Origin of the sequence: Caballeronia choica (assembly GCF_001544535.1) — a bacterium.
GTDB classification, from domain to species: Bacteria; Pseudomonadota; Gammaproteobacteria; order Burkholderiales; family Burkholderiaceae; genus Caballeronia; species Caballeronia choica.
Genome location: NZ_FCON02000005.1, coordinates 15,333 through 37,998, shown reverse-complemented (window position 1 = coordinate 37,998; position 22,666 = coordinate 15,333). Strand labels below are relative to the sequence as shown.

The window sequence follows — 22,666 nt, the reverse complement described above, 5'->3', positions numbered from 1 at the left end:
CGCTAAAAGCTTTGCGCTTATCGGCGTGCTGGATTAAATTGACGTTCGCCGTCGTGCGACCTGCGCGCGCTTGCGCTTACCCGGCATTTGGGCAATCGTGGGCGAGGCGGACGGGACGCGCGCAATGCAGCAAAATGAACATCAGGCAGCAGATAGAACGCACGCGGGTAACATGCAGGAAGCAGCACCCTATATTTGAGCCGCCGGGCCACGCCCGCAACCGGCCGAGCATTCGTTTCATTCGCCAGTCTCTCGCAGCACCGTGTCGCCACATCCGCCGGGTCGCCGGCCGTCAGGCATGCGCCACGCCGCGCCATGCGTACGGCCGAACGTGCGATCCGCACGATGTCGTAGCCAAGCCGCTAGGTAGATGCGGTCCGATTCAAGAAGCAACTGTGCGAAGTCAATAAGCGAAGTAAAAGGAGAAATTATGAAAGCTGTCGATATGTTGAAGGCGCTGGGCGTGGTGGTATGCGTGGCGGTGGCCTCGAGCGCCTATGCCCAATCGAGCGATGCCACGGCAACCGCCGACTCGGCCGCCTCGGCCCAGGCGGCGAAGACCACGGCCAAGAAGACCGATCGCAGGCTCGGCCTCGACGTGCGCAAGGCATTGTCGAAGGCGCAGGGTTTTGACGTGTCGAACGTCTTTGTGAAGGCACGCGGGGGCGCGGTCGTGCTGACAGGCACCGTGCCGGACGGTGCCCAGATCGGACAGGCAGAGGAAGTTGCGAAGGGCGTGCCGGGTGTCAAGTCCGTGTCGAACAAGATCACGCTCGGCACGCAGGGCGGCGGAGGCTAAGCAGCCGATGGGCGTCGTCGTGCGAAGCGCGGCGTCGCCCGCACGCATGTCCTGACGGGTTCCGGCGCTCATGCGCCGGAACCCGTTTTTATTGGGCGTCCGTTTGGCTGGGCGCGGCGACGCCGTGTCGTCGGCGAGGCTGCTTTTTGCGGCCGTTTGCAAAAATGCCGTGCGGCGCGCTTTCTGTTCGGGGTGAAATCCAGGCGAAGGAGCCTTGTGCTTCATGGCTCGCGGCAGCGCGCCCGGCTGGGCGCGGAATTTGCGTTGGCCTCATCGTTTTTTGCGTTCTGCGAAAACGCTCACCGGGTTGCTCGACCCGGCCGGTATAAAAATCATGACGGAGACTGAGCATGAAAAAAACGCCCCGGGTTCGTGCAGGGATGGCATTGGTCGTGTCGGGCACGTTCGCGCTCGCCGCCTGTCACGGTGACGACGACGACAACAACATCAATAACGCCCTCGCGAACAACACGCTGCCGAACTTCATCGCGGGATCGGTGAAGACGCAGACCTACGACGGCTCGACCGACGACCTCCTGACCGCCGGGCTCGGCAAGACCGGCCTCGCCTCCGCGACGCCGCCCGCGATCGCCAACGCCGCCCAGCCGACGGCCGCCGAACTGCGGCGTCTCGCGATCTATTCGAACTATCGCGCGCTCGTCGACATGTCGGCGAATGGCGGCTACGGGCGCTTCTGGGGGCCCAACGTCGACCTGAACGGCAACGACACGCTCGGCGAAGGCAAGATCGCCGGCAAGGAATACCTCGCCTTCGCCGACAACGGCACCGGCACGAAGAACGTGAGTCTCCTCGTGCAGATTCCAACGAGCTTCAACCCGGACCAGCCGTGCATCGTCACGGCGACGTCATCGGGCTCGCGCGGCGTGTACGGCGCGATCTCGGCGGCGGGCGAGTGGGGCCTGAAACGCGGCTGCGCGGTCGCCTACACCGACAAGGGCAGCGGCAACGGCGCGCACGAACTCTCGACCAACCTCGTGACGCTGATCGACGGCACGCTCACGGGCGCGAACCTCGCCGGCCGTGGCAGCATTTTCACGGCGAACCTCGGCTCGACATCGCTCTCGACGTTCAACACGAGCTTCCCGAACCGCTACGCGTTCAAGCACGCGCACTCGCAGCAGAATCCCGAGAAGGACTGGGGCACGAACACGCTGCAGGCGATCCAGTTTGCCTACTGGGCGCTCAACGATTCCTACGGCCCGCTCGACGGCACCACGCGCAAGGTCCGCTATACGAAGGGCAGCGTGACGACGATCGCGGCATCGGTGAGCAATGGCGGCGGCGCGTCGCTCGCGGCCGCCGAGCAGGACACCGACGGCTGGATCACGGCGGTCGTCGTCGGCGAGCCGCAGATCAACCTGAACCTGCCGTCGCAGGTGTCGGTCAGGCAGGGCGGCGTTTCGGTCGGCGCGTTCGGCTCGCCGCTCGCCGATTACACGACGTTCGCCAACCTGATGCAGCCGTGCGCCGCGCTCGCACCGGCCGCCCTCGGCGCGCCGTATCTCACGGCGCTCCCGCTCGCGACGACGCTTGCGATCCGCACGGCGCGCTGCGCATCATTGGCGGCGAGTGGGCTGGTGTCCGGCGGCACCACACTGGAGCAGGCGAGCGACGCGCTCGCGAAGCTGCATCAGGCCGGCTACCAGAGCGATTCGGACACGCTGCAGGCTCCGATGTGGGATTCGCAGGCGGTGCCGGCGGTGGCCGTCACGTATGCGAACGCGTACATGCAGGCGAGCGTCGCCGATAACCTTTGCAACTTCAGCTTCGGCACGACGAATCCGCTGACGGGCGCGGCGGGCGTGACGCCGCTCGTCTCGCCGATGCCGACCGTGTTCGGCAATGGCAACGGCGTGCCGCCGACCAACGGCGTCAATCTCGTCTACAACGCGGGGACTTCGGGCGCGGCCGATCACCGGCTGGCGACGGCCGATGCGAGCTTCGCGGGCGCCGTCTGCATGCGCACGCTCTGGACCGCCGGCAATCCGACGATGGCGGCGAACGTCAACGCGATCCGCGTGAATGGGAACCTGCACGGCAAGCCCGCGATCATCGTGCAGGGACGCGCCGATGCGCTCGTGCCGATCAACCATGCGTCGCGTCCGTATCTCGGCGCAAATCAGGTGGTCGAGGGCAAGTCGAGTCAGTTGTCGTTCTACGAGATCACGAACGGCCAGCACTTCGATGCGTTCCTGAGCGTCGCGGGGTTCGATACGCGGTTCGTGCCGCTGCATTACTACAACATCCAGGCGCTGAACCTGATGTGGAACCATCTGAAGAACGGCGCGGCGCTGCCGCCGTCGCAGGTGGTGCACACGGTGCCGCGCGGCGGCACGGCGGGCGCGGCGGCGCCTGCGCTGACGACGGCGAATCTGCCGGCGATTTCGGCCAGCCCGGGCTCGAATGCGATTTCGGTTGTCGGCGGAGCGGTCAACGTGCCGAATTGAGGGCGTCGTTACTGCGCCGGCCGCGACGCCGCCACGGACGCCGATGCTGCCACCGCCTCGGCCGCACGCGTCGCGGCGGCGGCCTCGTCCGGGCTTTTGATCGCCGTCGCGGCGGCGGGCGCCTGCACGACGATGGGCGTCGGCGTCACGTCGGGCGAATTCAGGATCAGCGATGGGGCGAGCGTTCGCATCTTGATGTCATCGTCGGGGACGGGCGAACTGCGCGGCACGGATTGCAGATAGTGGCTCATCAGCGCGAAGAAGCGGTCGTAGAACTTGCCCGCCGGAACCGTTTCGCTGGAAATCTTGACCATCGCATCGCTGTTCGAGCGGATCGGCAGCGACAGCGAGCCCAGAATGCTCAAACCCACACTTGCCGACGTATCGCTCTTCTTGAGCGTGTAGCCGTCCTGCACGGCGTTCACGTAGGCGATGCTCGTGTTGGTCGTGTTCTCGCCCGGCGTGCACACCACATGGAACGACACCACGACGTGCGTGTCCGCCGACGGCTGGAAGTTCTTGTTGGCGTCCACCGTATCGGGCTGGACCATTGTCGTCATGAAGCCCTGTGAAAGCAGCGCGCGGCGCGCGGCTTCGCAGGTTTCCTTCGTCGGGGCGTCGAAGTTGTGCGCGTAAGGGCTGGCGCCGGTGCTGAACATCTCCTGCTGATAGCTGGGCGTGGTCGTGGCGTTGCCGCCGCAGGCGGCGAGGGCGATCAGCGGAAGACCAAGGACGAGTCGACAGCAAAAACGGGTGCGCATGGAGAAAGGAAGCGAGTGATAGCGGCGGATAGATTGTAGTGCGGGTGGGGCGGTGGAGGTAAAAGCGGGGGATTTCGGGCGCAGGCCGACGGGTTTGGCCGCGAAACAGGGTCGGGAGATGCCAACGGCCACCGGGGACGCCGGTGGCCGTTGGTTCCCCGGCCGCGCATTGCACGCGGCCGGGGTTTTAGTGCCTACAGCTTACTGATGCACGGTCGTGGCGATACCCTGCTGAACCAGCAACTCGACATGCGCGCCCGAATGCTCGAAGACCGCATACGTCACACCGCCGACCTGCGCGGTGCCGTGTTGCGCCCACTGACCATCGGCGACACCGGCGACGTGCGCGTTCGACAGATCGACCGTGTCACCCGCCGCGCCCTTGACGGCGACCTGCTGCTTGCCGTCGTGCATGAACAGGTCCTTCTCGCCCAGGTTCAGCACGTCGAGCAAGGATATTTTCAAGGTGTTCTGGTGACCGCCGAGGTCGAACGTTTCGACGCCCGAAATCTTCGTCGCCATGGTCTTGCCGGTGAGCGAGGTGAGATCGAGGACCTGGTGAGCGCCGATGAGGGCGACGGCATGCCCTTGATCCGTGTAGCAAACAGTATCAACCGTGCCGGGCACAAACGGAGGCGCCACTATTTCGACGGTGTAGTGGAACGCGTCCGACATTGCGCTGGACACGCCGGTGCTCGACTTGGTCGCGGTGAAGGTGATGTCGTGCTCGCCGTTGGCCATCGGAAGGGCGGGTGCGAAACTCCAGTTGCCGTTGCCGTCGGCGGTAGTCGAGCCGACCAGCGTACCGTTGTCGAAGACCTTGACGGTATTGCCCGGAGCGACGCCGTTGCCGCGGAACAGCGCCTGGGAATCGTCGGTGGTGGAACCGGCTGCGATCGCACCTTGAATCGAGCCCACGTGATCGTCGACCTGGATCAAATGCGGAGCGCTCGGAGCCGCCGTATCGACGCTGATCGAAACGGCGATCGAAGCCGGACTGGTCACGCCGGTCGACGGATTCGTCTCGGTGGCAGTGAGGCTGTGCGAACCGTCGGCGAGCGGATTGGCCGGCGTGAAGCTCCAGGTGCCGTCGGCCTTGACGGTGGCCGAGCCGATCGCCGTGCCGTTGTCGGAGACAGTGACGATGTCGCCGGCGTGGACGCCCTTGCCGGAGAGGGTGGGACGGGGTATCGTCGGTGGCGCCGCCCGGGGCGATGTTGCCCGTGACGGGACCGGCGTGATCGACGATGGCGTCGATGGTCGGGGCCCCGGCTGCAGGCGTGCCAAAGGTGACGGGGAACGTGGCGGACTCGGCGCCGCCCTTAAACGACACGGCGTGGAAGCTGTGCGTGCCCGATGCCATGTTGTTGAGCTGGAACGACCACTCGCCGGCGTTCGAGACCTGGACGGCACCCAACAGCGTGACGCCGTCATAAATCTTGAGCACGTCCCCCGCTTGGCTGTGGCCCTTCAACACCCCGTTGACGTCGTCCGTCACGCCACCGCTGCTGACGTTACCCTGCACGGCGCCCACTGCGTCGACGAGGTAGTCGATGGTCGGGACATCGGTTGCGCTGCTTTGGAGGTGGTAGACAAACGGGTCCGAAGAAGCGCCGCTGCTCGAGCGAGTCGTGATAGTCAGGTTGCCCGGGTTCAGGTCCTTCAAATGAATCGTGTACGTGCCGTCGCTCTCCACCCTCACGCCGTTGACGAGCGTGCCGTTGACGTAGCACGAGATCATGTCGCCCGGCGTGCCGTGGCCCTTGAGCGTCGCGTTGCTGTCGTCGCCTGTTCCGCCGTTTTCGACGTTGCCTTGCACCGGGCCCGCTGCGTCGACCAGAAAGTCGATGGTGCGCTTGTCCGGTTGAACCGTGAAGGTGACAGGCGCCGACGGAGCGCTCGCCGGCTGACCTGCGCTCGAAGCCACCGCCACGATGTAGTGGTTGCCGTTGGCGAGCGGATAGCTGGGCGTGAACGACCAGTTGCCGTTGCTGTCGACGGTCGTCACGCCCAATGGCGTGCCGGCATCCAGTACGTTGATGACGTCGCCGGCGTGACCCGTGCCGCTGATCGTCGGATGGGTGTCGTCGGTCTGGCCGCCGGAAGCGATGTTGCCCGTGTGGTTGCCCACGTGGTCGTACACGCTGGTGATCGCGGGCGTTTGGGCCGTACCCGCGCTGATCGTCACGACATAGTCGGACGAAAACGCGCTGACGACGCCTGCCGCGTTCGTATCGGTTGCGTGGATGGTGTGCGAGCCCTGGCCAAGCGGCGCGGAAGGCTTGATCATCCACCGGCCGTCGCTGCCGGCGATGGTCGAGCCGATCAGGTGGCTGCCGTCGTACAGCTTGACGATGTCGCCCGCGTGGCCGGTGCCGAGGAAGGCGGGTTGCGTGTCGTCGGTCTGGCCGCCGTTCGCAATGTTGCCCTGGATCGCGCCCACTGCGTCGAGCGCGCCGATGATGGTCGGAGCCGCGGGTGCTTCGGGTGCCACAGGCGTGGAGGATGAACTGATGACGACCGAAACGCCGTCCGAAGGCAAACCGGTCAGGCCCGTGCGCGAACTCGTCTCGGTGGCGGTGAAGGTGTGCGGGCCGTTGGCGAGCATATTGGTGGGCGTGAAACGCCAGTTGCCGTTGATGTCGACAACGCCTGCGCCGATAAACACGCCGTTGTCGAACACGGAGATGGTGTCGCCGGGGATCGCGTTGCTGCCGGCGATGATCGGCCTGGCGTCGTCAGTGGTGCGGACGCGAAGGGCATGCGTTGCCATTCAGCGACGGGCATCCCTCGTTCGCCAGGAAGCTCATTGCACTGCAACAAATCTCATCACGCTCTTATTTCCGCCAAACCTGAATCCCTTCTTGAAATTGCCACCACCCGTCCATATAATTGGCACTCACCGCACGAGAGTGCTAACAAGTTTGCCGTCTGGCGGGCTCAGCCCCGCCAGTACGGGTTTTCCCGCGTTTCTTCAGTCTCAATTCAAGTGAGGAGTGTGTATGAACCTTCGTCCTTTGCACGATCGCGTCATCGTCAAACGTCTGGATCAGGAAACCAAGACTGCCTCGGGCCTTATCATCCCCGACGCCGCAGCCGAAAAGCCGGATCAAGGCGAAATCCTGGCCGTCGGCCCGGGCAAGCGCGATGACAAGGGTACGCAGAACGCCCTCGACGTCAAAGTGGGCGACCGCGTGCTGTTTGGCAAGTACGCCGGCCAGACCGTCAAGGTCGACGGCCAGGAACTGCTCGTGATGCGCGAAGAAGACATCATGGCCGTTCTGGTCAAGTAACACCCTTATTAGTGCGTTCGGCCTTCGCGGGCGCGGCGATCGATCGAAGATCTCGCCGCCGTCAATCGCAAGGCCCGATAAAACTGAAACGAATCAAGGAGTTTGGATATGGCAGCTAAAGACGTCGTGTTTGGCGATTCCGCACGCGCAAAGATGGTCGAAGGCGTGAACATCCTGGCTAACGCAGTCAAGGTCACGCTGGGCCCGAAGGGCCGCAACGTCGTGCTCGAACGCAGCTTCGGCGGCCCGACGATCACGAAGGACGGTGTTTCGGTCGCGAAGGAAATCGAACTGAAGGACAAGCTTCAGAACATGGGCGCGCAAATGGTCAAGGAAGTGGCTTCCCGGACCAGCGACAACGCAGGTGACGGCACCACGACGGCTACCGTCCTCGCGCAATCCATCGTTCGCGAAGGGATGAAGTACGTCGCATCGGGCATGAACCCGATGGACCTGAAGCGCGGCATCGACAAGGCCGTGACGGCCGCCGTCGAAGAACTGCGCAAGATCAGCAAGCCGTGCACGACGAACAAGGAAATCGCTCAGGTTGGCGCGATTTCGGCGAACAGCGATGAATCGATCGGCGATCGCATCGCTGAAGCGATGGACAAGGTCGGCAAGGAAGGCGTGATCACGGTTGAAGACGGCAAGTCGCTGGAAGACGAGCTGGACGTCGTGGAAGGCATGCAGTTTGATCGCGGCTACCTGTCGCCGTACTTCATCAACAACCCGGACAAGCAAGTCGCCCTGCTCGAAAACCCGTTCGTGCTGCTGCACGACAAGAAGGTGTCGAACATTCGTGACCTGCTGCCGGTACTGGAACAAGTCGCGAAGGCAGGCCGTCCGCTGCTGATCATTGCTGAAGACGTCGAAGGCGAAGCGCTGGCTACGCTGGTCGTGAACAACATCCGCGGCATCCTGAAGACCGTTGCGGTCAAGGCTCCGGGCTTCGGCGACCGTCGCAAGGCGATGCTCGAAGACATCGCGATCCTGACGGGCGGCCAGGTGATCGCCGAAGAAACCGGCCTGACGCTCGAAAAGGCGACGCTGGCTGAACTGGGCCAGGCGAAGCGCATCGAAGTGGGCAAGGAAAACACGACGATCATCGACGGCGCTGGCGAAGCCGCGAGCATCGAAGGGCGCGTGAAGCAGGTTCGCACGCAAATCGAGGAAGCGACGTCGGACTACGACCGTGAAAAGCTGCAAGAACGCGTGGCGAAGCTGGCCGGCGGCGTTGCGGTGATCAAGGTCGGCGCTGCGACCGAAGTCGAAATGAAGGAAAAGAAGGCACGTGTCGAAGACGCGCTGCACGCCACGCGCGCAGCCGTTGAAGAAGGCATCGTGGCAGGCGGCGGCGTCGCGCTGATCCGCGCCCGCAAGGCAATCGAAGGCCTGAAGGGCGCGAACCCCGATCAGGACGCAGGCATCAAGATCGTGCTGCGCGCGATGGAAGAGCCGCTGCGCCAGATCGTCACGAACGGCGGCGAAGAAGCCAGCGTCGTGGTGGCAGCCGTGGCCGCTGGTCAGGGCAACTACGGCTACAACGCAGCAACCGGCGAGTACGTCGATCTGGTCGCTGCAGGCGTGGTCGACCCGACGAAGGTGACGCGCACGGCGCTGCAAAACGCGGCATCGGTGGCGGGCCTGCTGCTGACGACGGATGCCGCAGTCGCCGAACTGCCGAAGGAAGATGCTCCGATGGGCGGCGGTATGGGCGGCGGCATGGGCGGCATGGGCATGGACATGTAAAACCGGCTCACGCCGGCTTGCATGGACGGACGCGGGTTCTGATAGAACCCGCGTCCGTCAGAAAAAAACCCGCAGCGATGCGGGTTTTTTTATGCGCGTTCGGTTTTACTTCGCCTGCGAACGCATCTGCTCGGCAACCGCCTTGTAATCGTAGGTCGGGTAAAACTCCGTGCGATAACCGCCCCAGGCGGTGTTCTCGATCGCACGGTTCACGTCGCGCAAACGCTCGGCCGGCACGCGCAGCGTGACCACCTGGCCGATGCCCATCATCCGTACCACGACACCACTTGCACACCCGGCGGCGGGAACGCCTTGAAGAAGCCTTGCTCCTTCAACTGTTCGTTGATTTTCGGCAGCGTTTTCGACTGGTCGTGTTTCAGGAATATCGTCAGGAGAAAGGTGCCGTCGCCGGCGGGTGTGGCGTTGGGCGGCGGAGGCGTCGGGTCCGACTGAGCCATCGCGGGCAGCATGGCGCACAGCGTCGCGGCGAAACTCAAAGCTCGTGTCCACTTGCGCATCGGTTTCTCCTCATGGACGAAGGGACGAATCGAGACGTTGATCGAGACGCTATTTATGATGCAGCCGCAAGCGTTCCATCAGATGCAGGCCGTTCGGCTGCGCGGCGCCCTCGGCGGTGTTGTCGAAGATGCACCAGACTTGCGCGCCTTTCTTCGCGCGCTGCTGCAGCGTGTGCGCGACGTCGTCGAGGTACGTGTAGTCATAGGACGATTTGTACATTTCCGGCGAGCCATGCAGCCGCACATAAACCAGCGACGTGTCCGCGCGATGCTTGATTTCGCAATCGTCGGGGATCGGATCGGCATCGACATACGCGATGTGCTTCGACTTCAGCAGCGACGCGGCCTCGGTCGTGAACCAGCTCGGATGCCGCGCCTCGCACGCCAGCGGCAATTGCGTACGCTCGCGCAGCGCGGTGAAGAACGCCTGCGCGACCTCGTGATCGAAGCCAAGACTCGGCGGCATTTGCATCAGCCAGCAGCCGAGCCGGTCGCCGAGTTGGCCCGCAGTGGTGAGAAACTCGTCGATGAGCGCTTCGCAGCCGACGAGCCGCGCATCGTGCGTGATCGCTTTCGGCATTTTCACGGAAAAACGGAACGACGCCGGCACGCTCTGCGCCCAGTTCGCATAAGTCTCCGGGCGATGCGGCTTGTAGAAACTGGAGTTGATCTCGACGCAAGTGAACACGTGCGCGAAGCGTTCGAGATGCGTGCCTTCGGCCGGAAAATGCGCGCCGACGGCGCTCGACAACCCCCAGCCCGCGCAGCCGACGCGAATCGCGCCGTGTTGGATTGCCTTGTGAAGGTGGGGCAGTCGATACGGCATGCGCTCTCAACGCCTCGTGGTGATTGGTTAATGATCAGTGACGCGCCTCGCCGGGCGCGGCCGGCGGCAGGTCGGTGATGATTTCGGGACTGCCGGTGCCGTCGGTTTCGTCATCCGCGTCGTTCGAGCGCGCCCAGAAGAAGCGGTCCGGCAAATACGCGCCCATGCCCGGACGGAACGCGGCGCGCGTCGCCTGGAACAGGTACTCCTGCGCCTCGCGCGCGGCTTCGGCCGGTTCCTGGCCGTTCGCGAGCAGGGCGGCGATGGCCGAGCCGAGCGTATCGGTCAGGCCCATGATGCGGTTCGGCCCGCGATCCCACGTGTCCTGCCGCACCTGGCCTTCCTCGCTGTAGAGCGTGTTGACGTGCCGATGCGTGCCCGTCTCCGTCGCGAGGATGTATTCGCAGCCCTGTGCCAGCAAATGGGAAATCGCGGCGTCGAGGCTCGGCGCTTCGGCGTCGCCGTCGGGTTGCGCGAGCTGCAGCAGCGTGGCGTGATCGGCGACCAGCATGGTCGTCTGCGGCACGAGCAGGTCGGCAAGCGATTCGCGCAGTTCGTCGGCGGAAAGGACGTGTTCATCGTCGAGCGTGAAGTCGGGGGCGAGGATCAGCGGGATGTCGTCGTAATCGGCGACCACTTCCGCGATCGCGCTTACGACTTCCGCCCGGGTCGCCGCGCCGATCTTGAACGCGGCAATCGGCATATCTTCCAGCAACATGCGCGCCTGGGTCGCGACGGTGTCGGGATCGAGGCCCGTGACCTCGTCGGTCGTGGCGGAGTCGCGCACCGTGTAGCCCGTCAGCACCGACACGCCGTGGCAGCCCATGCTCGCGAGCGTCAGCAGGTCGGCTTGCAAGCCGAAACCGCCCGTCGGGTCGGAGAGGCCAAAGGTAAGAACGATCGGAGGCGTGTCGCTGGGCATGACAAAAACAGACATGGAGGGTGGAAAAGCGTAAAAAGCTAGCTTGAGGAAACGCGTAGCCACGAAGGATTCAGGGCGACAGGGAAGCGCTGAAGCGTAATCCAAAACGGTGCAATCGGTTCGATTATGCGGCCTAACGACGCGACGGGGCATTCTTTGCGGACATTTTCCCGAAGAATCCACCCGGCGCGCCGGAGACAAGCTTTCATGCGCGGCTCAGCACGCATCGGCCCGCGCTCGCGGTATGATTTTGCGCCGCGCACGTTGGAAGTTGTGCGTTGCCGGCGCTTGCCCTTGGCGCCTGGCGCCCCGGTCCCGGCGCGGCCGCCCGTCGCTAGGCATCGCGGCGGCAACACGGTACCATCATGTCCTTAAATTTCAACCGACCATTCGACTCGGCATAAGCATGGAATACAGAAGCTGGATGTGCCTGATCTGCGGCTGGATCTACGACGAGGAAGCGGGCCTGCCCGAAGAAGGCATTGCGCCCGGCACGCGCTGGGAGGACGTTCCGATCAACTGGACCTGTCCCGAGTGCGGAGCCCGCAAGGAAGACTTCGAGATGGTCCAGATCTGAGCCGGCACCCATCACGCGCCGCATGACTTCACCGTCATGCGGCGCGTGTTTTTTGGCGGCCCGCTTTTGTTGCGATGATGGCAACGTTCCCCGCGTGCGGCCGCAAACCGTCGAACCCCGTTCGACGCGTTAGGCTTACTGCTTGAGTGTGGGCCTGTTCTCGTTGGAGAGGGAGCCGGCGGCCGAGCCCCGGCCGCCTCGGCTGGCCTGTCCGATCCGGGCTCAGCCATGATTCTGAGCGGCAAACCTTCCCCGCCCTGAAGGCCGAGGGATGGCCTGGACGGCGTAGCCGTCCGCGGGTAGCTCAGTGAGGCGTCTGCTGCTGCTCAATGTACTGCCGGATAGCTGCAATTGGTGCGCCGCCACAGCTACCAGCGAAGTAGGACGGCGACCAGAGTGCACCGCCCCACAGCTTGCTGCGGATGTTCAAATGGTTTTTCTTACGGATCATCCGGCTCGAGACGCCTTTCAGGCTGTTCACCAGTGCGGCCACCGAAACCTTGGGAGGGTAATTCACAAGCAGGTGTACGTGGTCGTCCTCGCCGTCGAATTCAGCGAGTTCGGCCTCGAAGTCCAAACAGACGCTGGTGAAGACGACGCGCAAGTCGTCCAGAGTTTCTTTCGTGAAGACGCCGCGCCTGTACTTGGTTACAAAGACCAAATGGACGTGCATAAGGAAGACGCAGTGCCGGCCGCGTCTAATGTCGTTGTTTGTAGTCATAGACCAAAGTATGCTCTCGCCTATGGAACGACTCCAAGCCTTCAAATTCGAACTGATGCCCACGGGCGCGCAGGCGCGCAAGATGCGTTGTTTTGCGGGCGCGTGCCGGTTCGTCTATAACAGGGCGTTGGCGTTGCAGAAGGAAAATTACGCGGCGGGCGGGAAGTTCATTGGCTATGTGGCAATGGCGAAGCATCTGACAGCATGGCGCAACAGCGCGGAGACGCCTTGGCTCGCCGATGCGCCTGTGCATCCATCGCAGCAGATGCTCAAGGATCTGGATCGGGCCTACACTAATTTTTTCGCCAAGCGCGCGGACTTTCCGCGCTTCAAGCGCAAGGGGGGCGGCGATAGTTTCCGCTTCCCGGACCCGAAACAGATCAAGCTAGAGCAGGACAACAGCCGTCTGTTTCTGCCGAAGCTCGGCTACATCCGCTATCGCAACAGCCGCAACGTGCTGGGCGAGGTGCGTAACGTCACCGTCAGTCAGTCAAGTGGGAAGTGGTTTGCGAGCATCCAGACCAAGCGCGAAGTCGAAATGCCTTTGCCGACCGCAATCAGCGCGATTGGCATCGACGTCGGCATCTCGCGTTTCGCAACGTTGAGCGACGGCTCGCACGTCGCAGCGGTCAACAGCTTCAAGAAGCACGAGAAGCGACTCGCCAAGTACCAGCGACGCATGTCGCGCAAGACCAAATTCAGCAATAACTGGAAGAAGGCGAAAGCCCGCGTCCAGCGCATTCACTCGGACATCGCCAACGCCCGCAAGGATTTCTTGCATAAATCCACGACCACGATCAGCAAAAACCACGCGATGGTAGTCGTCGAACAACTGCAGGTGCTCAACATGAGCAAGTCGGCAACCGGCACCATGGAGGCGCCGGGCAAGAACGTGCGGGCGAAGGCAGGGCTCAATAAGTCTATTCTCGACCAAGGCTGGCGCGAATTCCGGCGCCAACTTGAGTACAAGACGGCTTGGTCCGGGGGCATGCTGCTCGCGGTATCGGCGCACAACACGAGCCGCACGTGCCCGTGCTGCGCACACGTGGCGAAGGAGAACCGGAAGACTCAAGCCCGGTTCGCGTGTGTGTCGTGCGGATATGAGAATCACGCCGATGTCGTCGGTGCAATCAATATTTTAGAGCGCGGACAGCGCTCCTTAGCCTGTGCAGAATCTTCGCCTGATGTAAGGGCGTCGTGGCAGGAACCCACTGAAGCGACCCAGGCTGTTCTAGCTTGGGCGCCGTAGGAATGCTCGTCCTTTAGGACGAGGAGGATGTCAAGCAGTTCAACCCGCGCGCTGTCACTCGGCCGCGAACCGGCTACTGAGCGCTTCCATGACAACTCGATCCGACCTGCCTAATTCGTTCGAAGCCTTGCCCAACCCCCGCGGCGGTTCGGTGCGTATCGCGGAAATGGCGCTCGCCGACGCGTTGCACGCGTTCCAGCGGCAGGGCGACTCGGCCGCCGCATTCAAGCGCGCGATCAACGGGCTGCATTCGGCGGGCTGGCTGCCGGCACAGCGGTTCGCGGAAACGCTGGCGCTGGTCGCGCCGCTCGGCGAGGAAACCGACGCGAACCACGCGCGCATCGCCGATACGCTGCGGGTCTTCGGCACGGCGGTCGAGCGGCGCAATCTGCGCGAGCTCGCGTGCTCGACGGTCCTGTTCGACCACTATCGCGCGCTGCATGCGCTGCTCGCCGCGCACACACGCGTCACCCCGGTTTCCTTCGATGACCTCGCGCTCGCCGGCCGCGCGATCCCGCCCGCGACGCTGCGCGCGATCGCGCCCGAACGTCTCGCGCGAGTGCGGGCGCATTACGAAGAGGCGCTGCTCGGGGTGCTGCGCGCGCCGTCGAACAATGGCGACGACGCGTTCTCGCGCCTCGACGCGTGTCTTGCCGATCTCGTCGGGCCCGATCCCTACGATTTCTGGCGTCTCGCGGTGGCGGCCGTGCGCGCATTGCGGGAGCGCGCGCACAGTACGCCGTCCGATGCGCCGGCCGCCGACGCTCGCCGTCTCTACGCCCGCTTCAACCTGGTGCTGGCCGATCAGGCGCATGCATCGTCGTATGCGCCGAAGTCGCTCGTGCGCGCGACGCTCGCGCTGCTGTGGCGCGATTTCGCGCTGTTCGGCGCGGCGCCCGAGGACACCGCCCACGTCGATGTGCTGCGCGACTACGGCCTGACGGTCGCGTGGCACGTGGCCGCGACGCAGGCATCGGAGACGGTTTGGGAGCAGGGCGCGGCGCAAGCGGGCGAAGCGGCCACGCGCGATGCCGTCACGCGCGATCTCGGCGTGCTGCGCGTGAACGCGGCCGCCTACGAGGATTTCCTGCAGAGCGCGGAAGCGTCGATCGACGGTCTTGTCGAGCGGGGCGGCGCGGCGCGCGAATCGGAGAGCATCGACACGGACGCAGCGCTGCACGCCGCCGATGCGTCTTACCGGTTGGGCGCGGCGGCTTGTTCGCTGGGACTGGGGCACGTCGCGCTGCTTGCGGATACGCTCGGGCTCGCGTGGCGGCGCATCGCGTATGAGTTCCAGACGCATACGCTCGACGCCGCGATTCCCGAACGCGCGGCCGAAACGCTGCGCTCGATGCTGCATCAGGCGGCGGCGGGCATTGCGCCGGCGGAGGGGCGCGGGTCGGTGCTTTCGCTGATCGCGATGATCGAGCGGCAGACGCCGGTTGCGCGCTAGTTCGCTTCGGACGCCTGTTTCACCACATCATAGCGCGCCAGCGTGAGCTTGCGAGCGACTTCGTGATCGACCAACGGCAGCGGGTAATCGGCGCCGAGCGCGATTTTCGCGGCCTTCAGCGCGTCAGGCTTCGCGCGCCACGGCGCGTGAATATCCTTCTCCGACAACGCCGCCAGCTCCGGCACATAGTGGCGGATGAACTTGCCGCTGGCATCGAATTTCTCCGACTGCGTCACCGGATTGAAGATGCGGAAGTACGGCTGCGCATCGCAGCCGCTCGACGCCGCCCACTGCCACCCGCCATTGTTCGACGACAGCTCGAAATCGTTCAACAGCGCCTCGAAATACGCTTCGCCGCGCCGCCAGTCGATGCCGAGATCCTTGGTCAGGAAGCTCGCCACGACCATCCGCAAGCGGTTGTGCATATAGCCCGACTGGTTGATCTGGCGCATCGCGGCGTCGACGAGCGGGTAGCCCGTGTGCCCCGCGCACCACGCGGCGAAGCTCGCCTCGGCGGCGTCGCCGGTTTCCCATTTGATGCGATCGTATTCCGGCCTGAACGCGCGATGGTCGCCCGGCACGCCGACGTACGGGAAATGGTGCAGCACAGAAAAGTAGAAGTCGCGCCAGATGAGTTCCGACAGCCATGTTTCGGCGCCGTGGTCGCCGTGGCGCTGGGCATCGTGAGCGGTGCGGGCGAGGGCGCGTATCGAGATCGTGCCGTGTCGCAAATGCACGCTCAGGTAGCTCGGGCCTTTGACTGCGGGAAAATCGCGCGTGCGGTGATAGTTGGGCATGCGGTCGCGGAAGTCGTCGAAAAGCCGCAACGCGCCGCTCGTACCGGCCGGCAGCGCAGGCGCGTGGTCGGCGCTGAAGCCCAGTTCGCCGAGCGCGGGAATCGCACGCTTCACGTTCGACGGCGGTTTTGCCAGCGCGGAAAGACGATCCTCCGACGCATACGGTTCAAGCGCTTCAGGCGTGAGCGACGCGAGCCAGTTGCGTTTGTACGGAGTAAATACGGTGTACGGCTTGCCGGCGCCGGTTAGCACATCGTCGTGATCGAAAACGGCTTGGTCCTTGAAGGAAAAAAACGCGACGCCCGCGCTCGCCAGCTTGGCCGAGATGGCGTCGTCGCGCGCTTTCGCCGACGGCTCGTAATCGCGGTTGGCGAACACCGCCTGGACGCCGCATTCCCGGGCGAGCGCCGGAATTTCCCGAAGCGGCACGCCATGGCGCACGATCAGCTTGCCGCCCGCGTCGCACAAGGCCTGGTCGAGTTCGACGACGCTCGCGTGAATAAACGGCACGCGACGATCATTTTTCGGCAACGGCGCGAGGATTTCACGGTCGAAAATGAACGCGCACAGGACCCGGCGGCAGCGTGTGAGCGCGTGATAGAGTGCAGCATGGTCTGCCACGCGCAGGTCTCGCCGAAACCACACCAGCCCCAGATCAAAGTCGGCCATCAAGCAGCGCCTTTGGTAAAATCCCGAATTATGTCCAAGACTTCCGATCGCATCAATTTGACGAATCAGTTCCTGATCGCCATGCCCAACATGGCCGATCCGACGTTCTCGGGGACTGTAGTCTACCTTTGCGATCACAGCGAGCGCGGCGCGCTCGGCCTTGTCATCAACAGGCCGACCGACATCGACCTCCAATCGCTTTTCAATCGCATCGACCTGAAACTCGAGATCGAGCCGCTCGTGCATCTGCCCGTCTATTTCGGCGGTCCGGTGCAGACCGAACGCGGTTTTGTCCTGCACGAAGCGGGCGACGGCGAGCCGTACACGTCGTCGATGAACGTGCCGGGCGGCCTCGCGATGACCACCTCGAAGGACGTGCTCGAAGCGGTCGCGAGCGGCAAGGGGCCCGAGCGCTTCCTGCTCACGCTCGGCCATTCGGGCTGGGGCGCAGGCCAGCTAGAAGAGGAAATCTCGAAGAACGGCTGGCTCACCGTCGAAGCCGATCCGCGCATCATCTTCGACGTGCCCGCCGAAGAACGCCTCGAAGCGGCGCTTTCGCTGCTCGGGGTCTCGCGCTCGATGCTCTCCGGCGAGGCGGGGCACGCATGAGGGGCGGCGAATGACCCGGGCAGCGACGCTGCTGGCATTCGATTATGGCGAGAAGCGCATCGGCGTCGCCGTCGGCAACACGCTGACCCGGCAGGCGCGCGCGCTCCTCGTGCTTGAAAACCGCAATCGCGAATATCGCTTCGAAACGGTCGGCAAGCTGATCGACGAGTGGCAGCCGAACGCGGTGGTGGTCGGCCTGCCGCTCCATCCCGACGGCACGCCGCACGAAATGACGCAGCAGGCGACGCGCTTCGGCAATCAGGTCAACGGACGCTTCAATGTGCCGGTGAGCTGGGTCGACGAGCGCTATTCATCGGTCGATGCGAAAGCCGAACTGAAGGCGAGCGGCGCGCGCACCAACGCGCGCGGCCGCTACGACGAAATCGACGCCGAAGCCGCCCGCGTCATCCTTCAACAATTCCTAGACGGACTGTCCGACGATCATGAGTTCCATTGACGCCGAAGCGCTCTATCGCGTGCTGCTCGACCAGATTCGCGCAGCGTATGGCGAGTCGCTCAGAGAAGCCGATGGCGCCGTGCTCGCGGGCATCTACAGCGGCGGCGCGTGGCTGGCCGAGCGTCTGGCGAAAGACCTGGACGTGAAGGAATTCGGCGTCGTGAACGTGTCGCTGCATCGCGACGACTACGCGAAGAAGGGCCTGCACAGCCAGGCCAGCCCGACATCGCTGCCGTTCGAAGTCGACAACCGCAGGATCGTGCTGATCGACGACGTGCTGTCCACCGGGCGCACCGTGCGCGCGGCGGTGAACGAGTTGTACGACTACGGCCGCCCGGCATCGGTCGCGCTCGCCGTCCTCGCCGATCGCGGCGGACGCGAGCTGCCGATGGCGGCGCGCTTCACCGGCGGCATGGTCGAGGTCGCCGCCGATCAGGACCTCGTGCTCGCCAGGCAGGACGACGGCACGTTCACCTTCACGACCGAAGCGCGCGCAGGCTGAAGGCCGCGCGGCTGCATCATCATCGAACGCAATCCCCAGGATCGAAATGAACACCGCCACTCAGGGTTCTGCCGAAGGCAGCACGCCGGACAACGAATCCGCGCGCGCATCCGACAAGTTCAGGTACGGCTTTCTCAAAGGCAATCCGCAGCTCACGAAGAACGGTGAGTTGAAGCACCTGCTGACGATCGAAGGCCTGCCGCGTTCGATCGTCACGCATATCCTCGATACCGCCGAGCAGTTCGTGAGCGTCACCGACCGCGAAGTGAAGAAGGTGCCGCTGTTGCGCGGCAAGTCGGTGTTCAACCTCTTCTTCGAGAACTCGACGCGTACGCGCACGACTTTCGAAATCGCCGCCAAGCGGCTGTCGGCGGACGTGCTGAACCTGAACATCAACGCATCGTCGACGAGCAAGGGCGAGTCGCTGCTCGACACGATCAACAACCTCTCCGCGATGCACGCGGACATGTTCGTCGTGCGCCACGCGTCGAGCGGGGCGCCGTATCTGATCGCCGAGCATTGCGCGCCGCACGTGCACGTGATCAACGCGGGCGACGGCCGTCACGCGCACCCGACGCAGGGCCTGCTCGACATGTACACGATCCGCCATTACAAGCGCGACTTCACGAAGCTGCGCGTGGCGATCGTCGGCGACATCCTGCATTCGCGGGTGGCGCGCTCGGACATTCACGCGCTTACCACGCTCGGCGTGCCCGAAGTGCGCGCGATCGGGCCGCGCACGCTCTTGCCGGGCAACCTCGAACAGATGGGCGTGCACGTCTATCACAACCTCGACGAAGGCCTGAAGGGCGTCGACGTGATCATCATGCTGCGGCTGCAGAACGAACGCATGAGCGGCGCGCTCTTGCCTTCCGCGCAGGAGTATTTCAAGAGCTGGGGCCTCACGCCAGAGCGGCTTGCGCTCGCCGCGCCCGATGCCATCGTGATGCATCCGGGGCCGATGAACCGAGGCGTCGAAATCGATTCGCAAGTGGCCGATGGACCGCAGTCCGTGATCCTGAATCAGGTGACATTCGGCATCGCGGTGCGCATGGCGGTGATGGGTATCGTGGCAGGCAATAGCGACTAAAGCGATTAAAGAAGACACCATGAAGATCCAGATTCAGGGCGGCACCCTCATCGATCCTTCCGCCGGCACCGAGCGCCAAGCGGATGTGTTCATCGCGGCGGGGCGCATCGTCGCCATTGGCGACGCGCCCGCCGACTTCAACGCGGCGAAGACCATCGACGCGAAAGGGCTGTCGATCGCCCCCGGCCTCGTCGATCTCTCCGCGCGGCTGCGCGAGCCGGGCTTCGAGCACAAGGCGACGCTCGAATCCGAAATGGCCGCAGCGATCGCGGGCGGCGTGACGAGCCTCGTGTGTCCGCCCGACACCGATCCGGTGCTCGACGAACCCGGCCTTGTCGAGATGCTCAAGTTTCGCGCGCAGAAGCTGCATCAGGCGCATGTGTATCCGCTCGGCGCGCTGACGGTCGGGCTCAAGGGCGTCGCGATCACTGAAATGGTCGAGTTGACGGAGGCCGGCTGCATCGGCTTTTCGCAGGCCGATTCGCCGATCATCGATACCCGCACCTTGCTGCGCGCGCTGCAATACGCGACCACTTACGGTTACACCGTGTGGCTGCGTCCGCAAGACGCGTATATGGCGAGTGGCGGCGTCGCGGCGAGCGGCGCGGTGGCGTCGCGGCTCGGGCTGTCGGGCGTGCCGGTGACGGCGGAAACGATCGCGTTGCATACGATCTTCGAACTGATGCGCGTCACGGGCGCGCGGGTTCACCTGTCGCATTTGTCGTCGGGGGCGGGGGTCGCACTCGTGCGCGCCGCGAAAGCCGAAGGGCTGCCGGTGACGTGCGACGTCACGGCCAATCACGTGCACCTGACCGACGTCGATATCGGCTACTTCGATTCGCAATATCGGCTCGACCCGCCGCTGCGCTCGCAGCGCGATCGCGAAGCGATTCGCGGGGGCCTCGCCGATGGCACCATCGACGCGATCTGTTCCGACCACACCCCGCTCGACGAGGACGAAAAGCTTCTGCCGTTCGCCGAAGCGACGCCGGGTTCCACCGGCCTCGAACTGCTGCTCTCGCTGACGGTGAAGTGGGCGCGCGACGCAAACGTGCCGCTTGCGAAAGCGCTTTCGCGCATCACGTCCGCGCCCGCCGACGTGCTGAAACTGCCCGCCGGGCGGCTCGTCGCGGGCTCGATCGCCGATCTCTGCATCTTCGATCCGCGCGCCGAATGGCTCGTCGACCCGAGGAAGCTCAAGAGCCAGGGACGCAACTCGCCGTTCCTCGGCTACGAGTTGCCAGCCCGCGTGCGCGCGACGATCGTGTCGGGCCACGTTGCCTACGAAGCCCGCTGACGATGCGGCTCGCATGGCGTAAGGCTCGCCTCGTCGGCCACTTGCTGCATGGAATGTGGACCGTCGCGACGCGCTTTCCGCGTGCGTCGGCGAGCGAACGGCTCGAGCTGAATCGCGCGTGGTCGCTGAAGATGCTGCGGCTCGCGGGCATGAAGCTCGTCGTTCACAACGACGAAGCACGACTCGACCGCGGCGTGCTCGTGGTCGGCAATCACATCTCGTGGATCGATATCTACGTGATCAACGCGTGGCGGCCGACGCCGTTTGTCTCGAAGGCGGAGATTCGCAACTGGCCGGTCGTCGGCTGGCTCGCGCAGCAACTGGGGACGGTGTTCATCCAGCGCGAGAAACGCAGCGACGCGAAGCGGATCATGCATGAACTCGCGAGCCGGCTGATGGCGGGCGAGATCATGTGCGTGTTTCCCGAAGGCACGACGTCGAATGGAGAAAAGCTGCTGCCGTTTCACGCGAACATGTTTCAGGCGGCGGTGTCGGCGTCGTGTCCGGTGCAGCCGGTCTGCCTGATGTACGAGGACGCGCTCGGCCGGCAGTCGACGGCGCCCGCATATATCGACGACATGACGCTCGGCGATTCGCTCGACATGCTGCTGCGCGGCACGCCGCTGACCGCGCATCTGTACGTGTGCGACGCGCTCGCGCCCGGCGCGGACCGGCGTGTTCTGGCAAGCGAGGCGCAGGCGGCGATCGAAGCGGCACTGCACCGCATTCGCGGCGAAGCGCCGGTGCAGGCCGCGGCGCAAGTTTCGATGGATCGCGACGAGGACGCGCTGCCATCGCAGCGGCCGGCGTGATCGTTACGGTTTCATCGAGCAACTGACCTGCGTCACGACGCGCTCGGCCGGATCGGCCGCGAGTCGTACCGCCGACAGCTTGTTGCCCCACACGCAACCCGAATCGAGGCACAGCACGTCGTCGCGGATCATCAGGCCCAGTGCGGCCCAATGGCCGAACACCACCGTCACGTCCTGCGTGCGGCGCCCTGGCACGTCGTACCACGGCATGAAGCCGGGCGGCGCCGCGTCCGGCCCGCCATTGTTCGCGAACTCCATCGCGCCGTCGGCCGTGCAGAAGCGGATGCGCGACAGCGCGTTATACGTCACGCGCAGGCGATCGGCGCCGGTCAGCGACTGGTCCCAGCGATGCGGCTCGTTGCCGTACAGCGAGGCCAGCGTCTCCTTCCACTTCGGCCCGCGCAGCGCCTGCTCGAGTTCGTGGGCGAGTTCGAGCGTCTTCGTCACGTCCCATTGCGGTAGCACGCCGGCGTGAACCATCAGCATGCCGTTCTCGAAGTGCGCGAGCGGCTTGTGACGCACCCAGTCGATGAGATCGTTCGCGTCCTTCGCCGTGAGGATTTCGTCGAGCGTGTCGCCTTTCTTCGGCTTGCGCAGACCCGCCGCGACCGCGAGCAGGTTCAGGTCATGATTGCCGAGCACGACCGTGGCCCGGCTGCCGAGCGCGATCACGTCGCGCAACGTGGCGAGCGATTCGGGCCCGCGGTTGATGAGGTCGCCTGCGAACCAGAGCGGGGTGTCGTCGGTGGGAGCCAGCTTGCGCAAGAGGCGTCTGAAGGGGTCGCGGCAGCCTTGCAGGTCGCCGAAAGCGAGAGGGGGAGCGGCGAGAGTGCTTGCGTCGGTCATCGGAGCGTATTTGAGGTATTCAAGGCGTGGCGGTCATTATGGGGCAGAGCGTGCGGCACCGTCGGCGCGGCCTCGAAATGGCACAATGCGCTCCGTTACAAGTTTGCAACCGATGACATTTACCTGTTTCAAGTTGTTAGGCATGTAGTCTTTGCACTCGACGGCTTTATAATCAGTGTCCAATCAAGACGGCGACACCGCGCCCGGCTTCCGGTCGGATTTGCCATGTGTCAAGCCGCGAGCGCGAGTTT

The 22,666-nt window shown here is 64.4% G+C and carries 20 protein-coding genes and 2 pseudogenes; 13 read left to right on the top strand and 9 right to left on the bottom strand.

All coding sequences use genetic code 11. The features are described from left to right. The first annotated feature begins 430 nt into the window (after positions 1-430). Together AWB68_RS03520 and AWB68_RS03515 are read left to right on the top strand one after the other, a co-directional pair. Positions 431-799, top strand: coding sequence for a BON domain-containing protein (locus AWB68_RS03520; RefSeq protein WP_087642973.1), 369 nt, complete (start codon positions 431-433; stop codon positions 797-799). 350 nt (positions 800-1,149) lie between these two features. Beyond that, entirely contained in the window at positions 1,150-3,267 is a 2,118-nt protein-coding gene (locus AWB68_RS03515; RefSeq protein WP_087642972.1) for a D-(-)-3-hydroxybutyrate oligomer hydrolase, read from the top strand. 8 nt (positions 3,268-3,275) lie between these two features. Here AWB68_RS03515 and AWB68_RS03510 read toward each other — a convergent pair whose 3' ends face one another. The 3 genes and pseudogenes from AWB68_RS03510 to AWB68_RS51310 all read right to left on the bottom strand — a co-directional run. Next, the gene (locus tag AWB68_RS03510; protein ID WP_087642971.1) at positions 3,276-4,028 is read right to left on the bottom strand and encodes a DUF2242 domain-containing protein; all 753 of its coding nucleotides are present in this window, start codon (positions 4,026-4,028) and stop codon (positions 3,276-3,278) included. Positions 4,029-4,229: 201 nt separating this feature from the next. After that, positions 4,230-5,462 (bottom strand): Ig-like domain-containing protein, encoded by a 1,233-nt coding sequence (locus AWB68_RS51965; protein ID WP_510183567.1) that lies wholly within the window; start codon positions 5,460-5,462, stop codon positions 4,230-4,232. Between the two features lie 451 nt (positions 5,463-5,913). Next, positions 5,914-6,801, bottom strand: a pseudogene (locus tag AWB68_RS51310) (Ig-like domain-containing protein); the annotation flags it as partial. 229 nt (positions 6,802-7,030) lie between these two features. Between AWB68_RS51310 and AWB68_RS03495 the strand changes: the two are divergent. Then, complete coding sequence (locus AWB68_RS03495) at positions 7,031-7,321, top strand: co-chaperone GroES (protein WP_025527889.1); 291 nt, start codon at positions 7,031-7,033, stop codon at positions 7,319-7,321. Between the two features lie 108 nt (positions 7,322-7,429). Continuing rightward, a complete protein-coding gene (gene groL, locus AWB68_RS03490) occupies positions 7,430-9,070 on the top strand; it encodes a chaperonin GroEL (protein ID WP_087642968.1) in 1,641 nt (546 codons plus the stop codon). Positions 9,071-9,175: 105 nt separating this feature from the next. On the opposite strand, the pseudogene AWB68_RS03485 reads toward groL, so the two are convergent. The 3 genes and pseudogenes from AWB68_RS03485 to thiD all read right to left on the bottom strand — a co-directional run bounded on the left by AWB68_RS03485 (position 9,176) and on the right by thiD (position 11,336). Then, positions 9,176-9,540 (bottom strand): annotated as a pseudogene (locus AWB68_RS03485) (hypothetical protein). A gap of 97 nt (positions 9,541-9,637) precedes the next feature. Next, positions 9,638-10,414, bottom strand: a complete 777-nt coding sequence (locus AWB68_RS03480; RefSeq protein ID WP_087642967.1) for a DUF72 domain-containing protein — start codon at positions 10,412-10,414, stop codon at positions 9,638-9,640. A 34-nt stretch (positions 10,415-10,448) separates the two neighbouring features. After that, entirely contained in the window at positions 10,449-11,336 is an 888-nt protein-coding gene (thiD, locus tag AWB68_RS03475) for a bifunctional hydroxymethylpyrimidine kinase/phosphomethylpyrimidine kinase (RefSeq protein WP_087642966.1), read from the bottom strand. Between the two features lie 406 nt (positions 11,337-11,742). Between thiD and AWB68_RS03470 the strand changes: the two genes are divergently transcribed. Further along, positions 11,743-11,913 carry a rubredoxin gene (locus AWB68_RS03470; RefSeq protein WP_025527884.1) on the top strand — a complete coding sequence of 57 codons (171 nt, stop codon included), beginning with the start codon at positions 11,743-11,745 and terminating at the stop codon, positions 11,911-11,913. 304 nt (positions 11,914-12,217) lie between these two features. Here the strand turns inward: AWB68_RS03470 and tnpA are convergent, their stop codons facing one another. After that, entirely contained in the window at positions 12,218-12,634 is a 417-nt protein-coding gene (gene tnpA, locus AWB68_RS03465; RefSeq protein ID WP_087642965.1) for an IS200/IS605 family transposase, read from the bottom strand. A gap of 22 nt (positions 12,635-12,656) precedes the next feature. Between tnpA and AWB68_RS03460 the strand changes: the two genes are divergently transcribed. Both AWB68_RS03460 and AWB68_RS03455 read left to right on the top strand, forming a co-directional pair. Then, entirely contained in the window at positions 12,657-13,883 is a 1,227-nt protein-coding gene (locus AWB68_RS03460) for an RNA-guided endonuclease InsQ/TnpB family protein (protein WP_087642964.1), read from the top strand. Positions 13,884-13,971: 88 nt separating this feature from the next. Next, positions 13,972-15,336, top strand: a complete 1,365-nt coding sequence (locus AWB68_RS03455; protein WP_087642963.1) for a hypothetical protein — start codon at positions 13,972-13,974, stop codon at positions 15,334-15,336. Here the strand turns inward: AWB68_RS03455 and AWB68_RS03450 are convergent. Next, positions 15,333-16,802, bottom strand: coding sequence for a cryptochrome/photolyase family protein (locus AWB68_RS03450; protein ID WP_087642962.1), 1,470 nt, complete (start codon positions 16,800-16,802; stop codon positions 15,333-15,335). The two genes, AWB68_RS03455 and AWB68_RS03450, sit on opposite strands and share 4 nt — an antisense overlap. Before the next feature lie 30 nt (positions 16,803-16,832). On the opposite strand from AWB68_RS03450, the gene AWB68_RS03445 reads away from it, so the two are divergent. The 6 genes from AWB68_RS03445 to AWB68_RS03420 are packed head-to-tail and all read left to right on the top strand — an operon-like array spanning position 16,833 to position 21,569. Further along, positions 16,833-17,411 (top strand): YqgE/AlgH family protein, encoded by a 579-nt coding sequence (locus AWB68_RS03445; protein WP_087642961.1) that lies wholly within the window; start codon positions 16,833-16,835, stop codon positions 17,409-17,411. A 10-nt stretch (positions 17,412-17,421) separates the two neighbouring features. After that, on the top strand, positions 17,422-17,868 hold the full coding sequence (gene ruvX, locus AWB68_RS03440; RefSeq protein WP_087642960.1) for a Holliday junction resolvase RuvX: 447 nt from the start codon (positions 17,422-17,424) through the stop codon (positions 17,866-17,868). Next, complete coding sequence (gene pyrR / locus AWB68_RS03435; protein ID WP_087642959.1) at positions 17,855-18,370, top strand: bifunctional pyr operon transcriptional regulator/uracil phosphoribosyltransferase PyrR; 516 nt, start codon at positions 17,855-17,857, stop codon at positions 18,368-18,370. The genes ruvX and pyrR overlap by 14 nt, the downstream gene beginning before the upstream one ends. Positions 18,371-18,416: 46 nt before the next feature. Further along, positions 18,417-19,460 (top strand): aspartate carbamoyltransferase catalytic subunit, encoded by a 1,044-nt coding sequence (locus tag AWB68_RS03430; protein WP_087642958.1) that lies wholly within the window; start codon positions 18,417-18,419, stop codon positions 19,458-19,460. Between the two features lie 19 nt (positions 19,461-19,479). Then, entirely contained in the window at positions 19,480-20,757 is a 1,278-nt protein-coding gene (locus AWB68_RS03425) for a dihydroorotase (RefSeq protein ID WP_087642957.1), read from the top strand. A 2-nt stretch (positions 20,758-20,759) separates the two neighbouring features. After that, on the top strand, positions 20,760-21,569 hold the full coding sequence (locus AWB68_RS03420) for a lysophospholipid acyltransferase family protein (protein WP_087642956.1): 810 nt from the start codon (positions 20,760-20,762) through the stop codon (positions 21,567-21,569). A gap of 3 nt (positions 21,570-21,572) precedes the next feature. Here the strand turns inward: AWB68_RS03420 and AWB68_RS03415 are convergent, their stop codons facing one another. Next, the gene (locus tag AWB68_RS03415; protein ID WP_087642955.1) at positions 21,573-22,415 is read right to left on the bottom strand and encodes a symmetrical bis(5'-nucleosyl)-tetraphosphatase; all 843 of its coding nucleotides are present in this window, start codon (positions 22,413-22,415) and stop codon (positions 21,573-21,575) included. Positions 22,416-22,666: the final 251 nt, after the last annotated feature.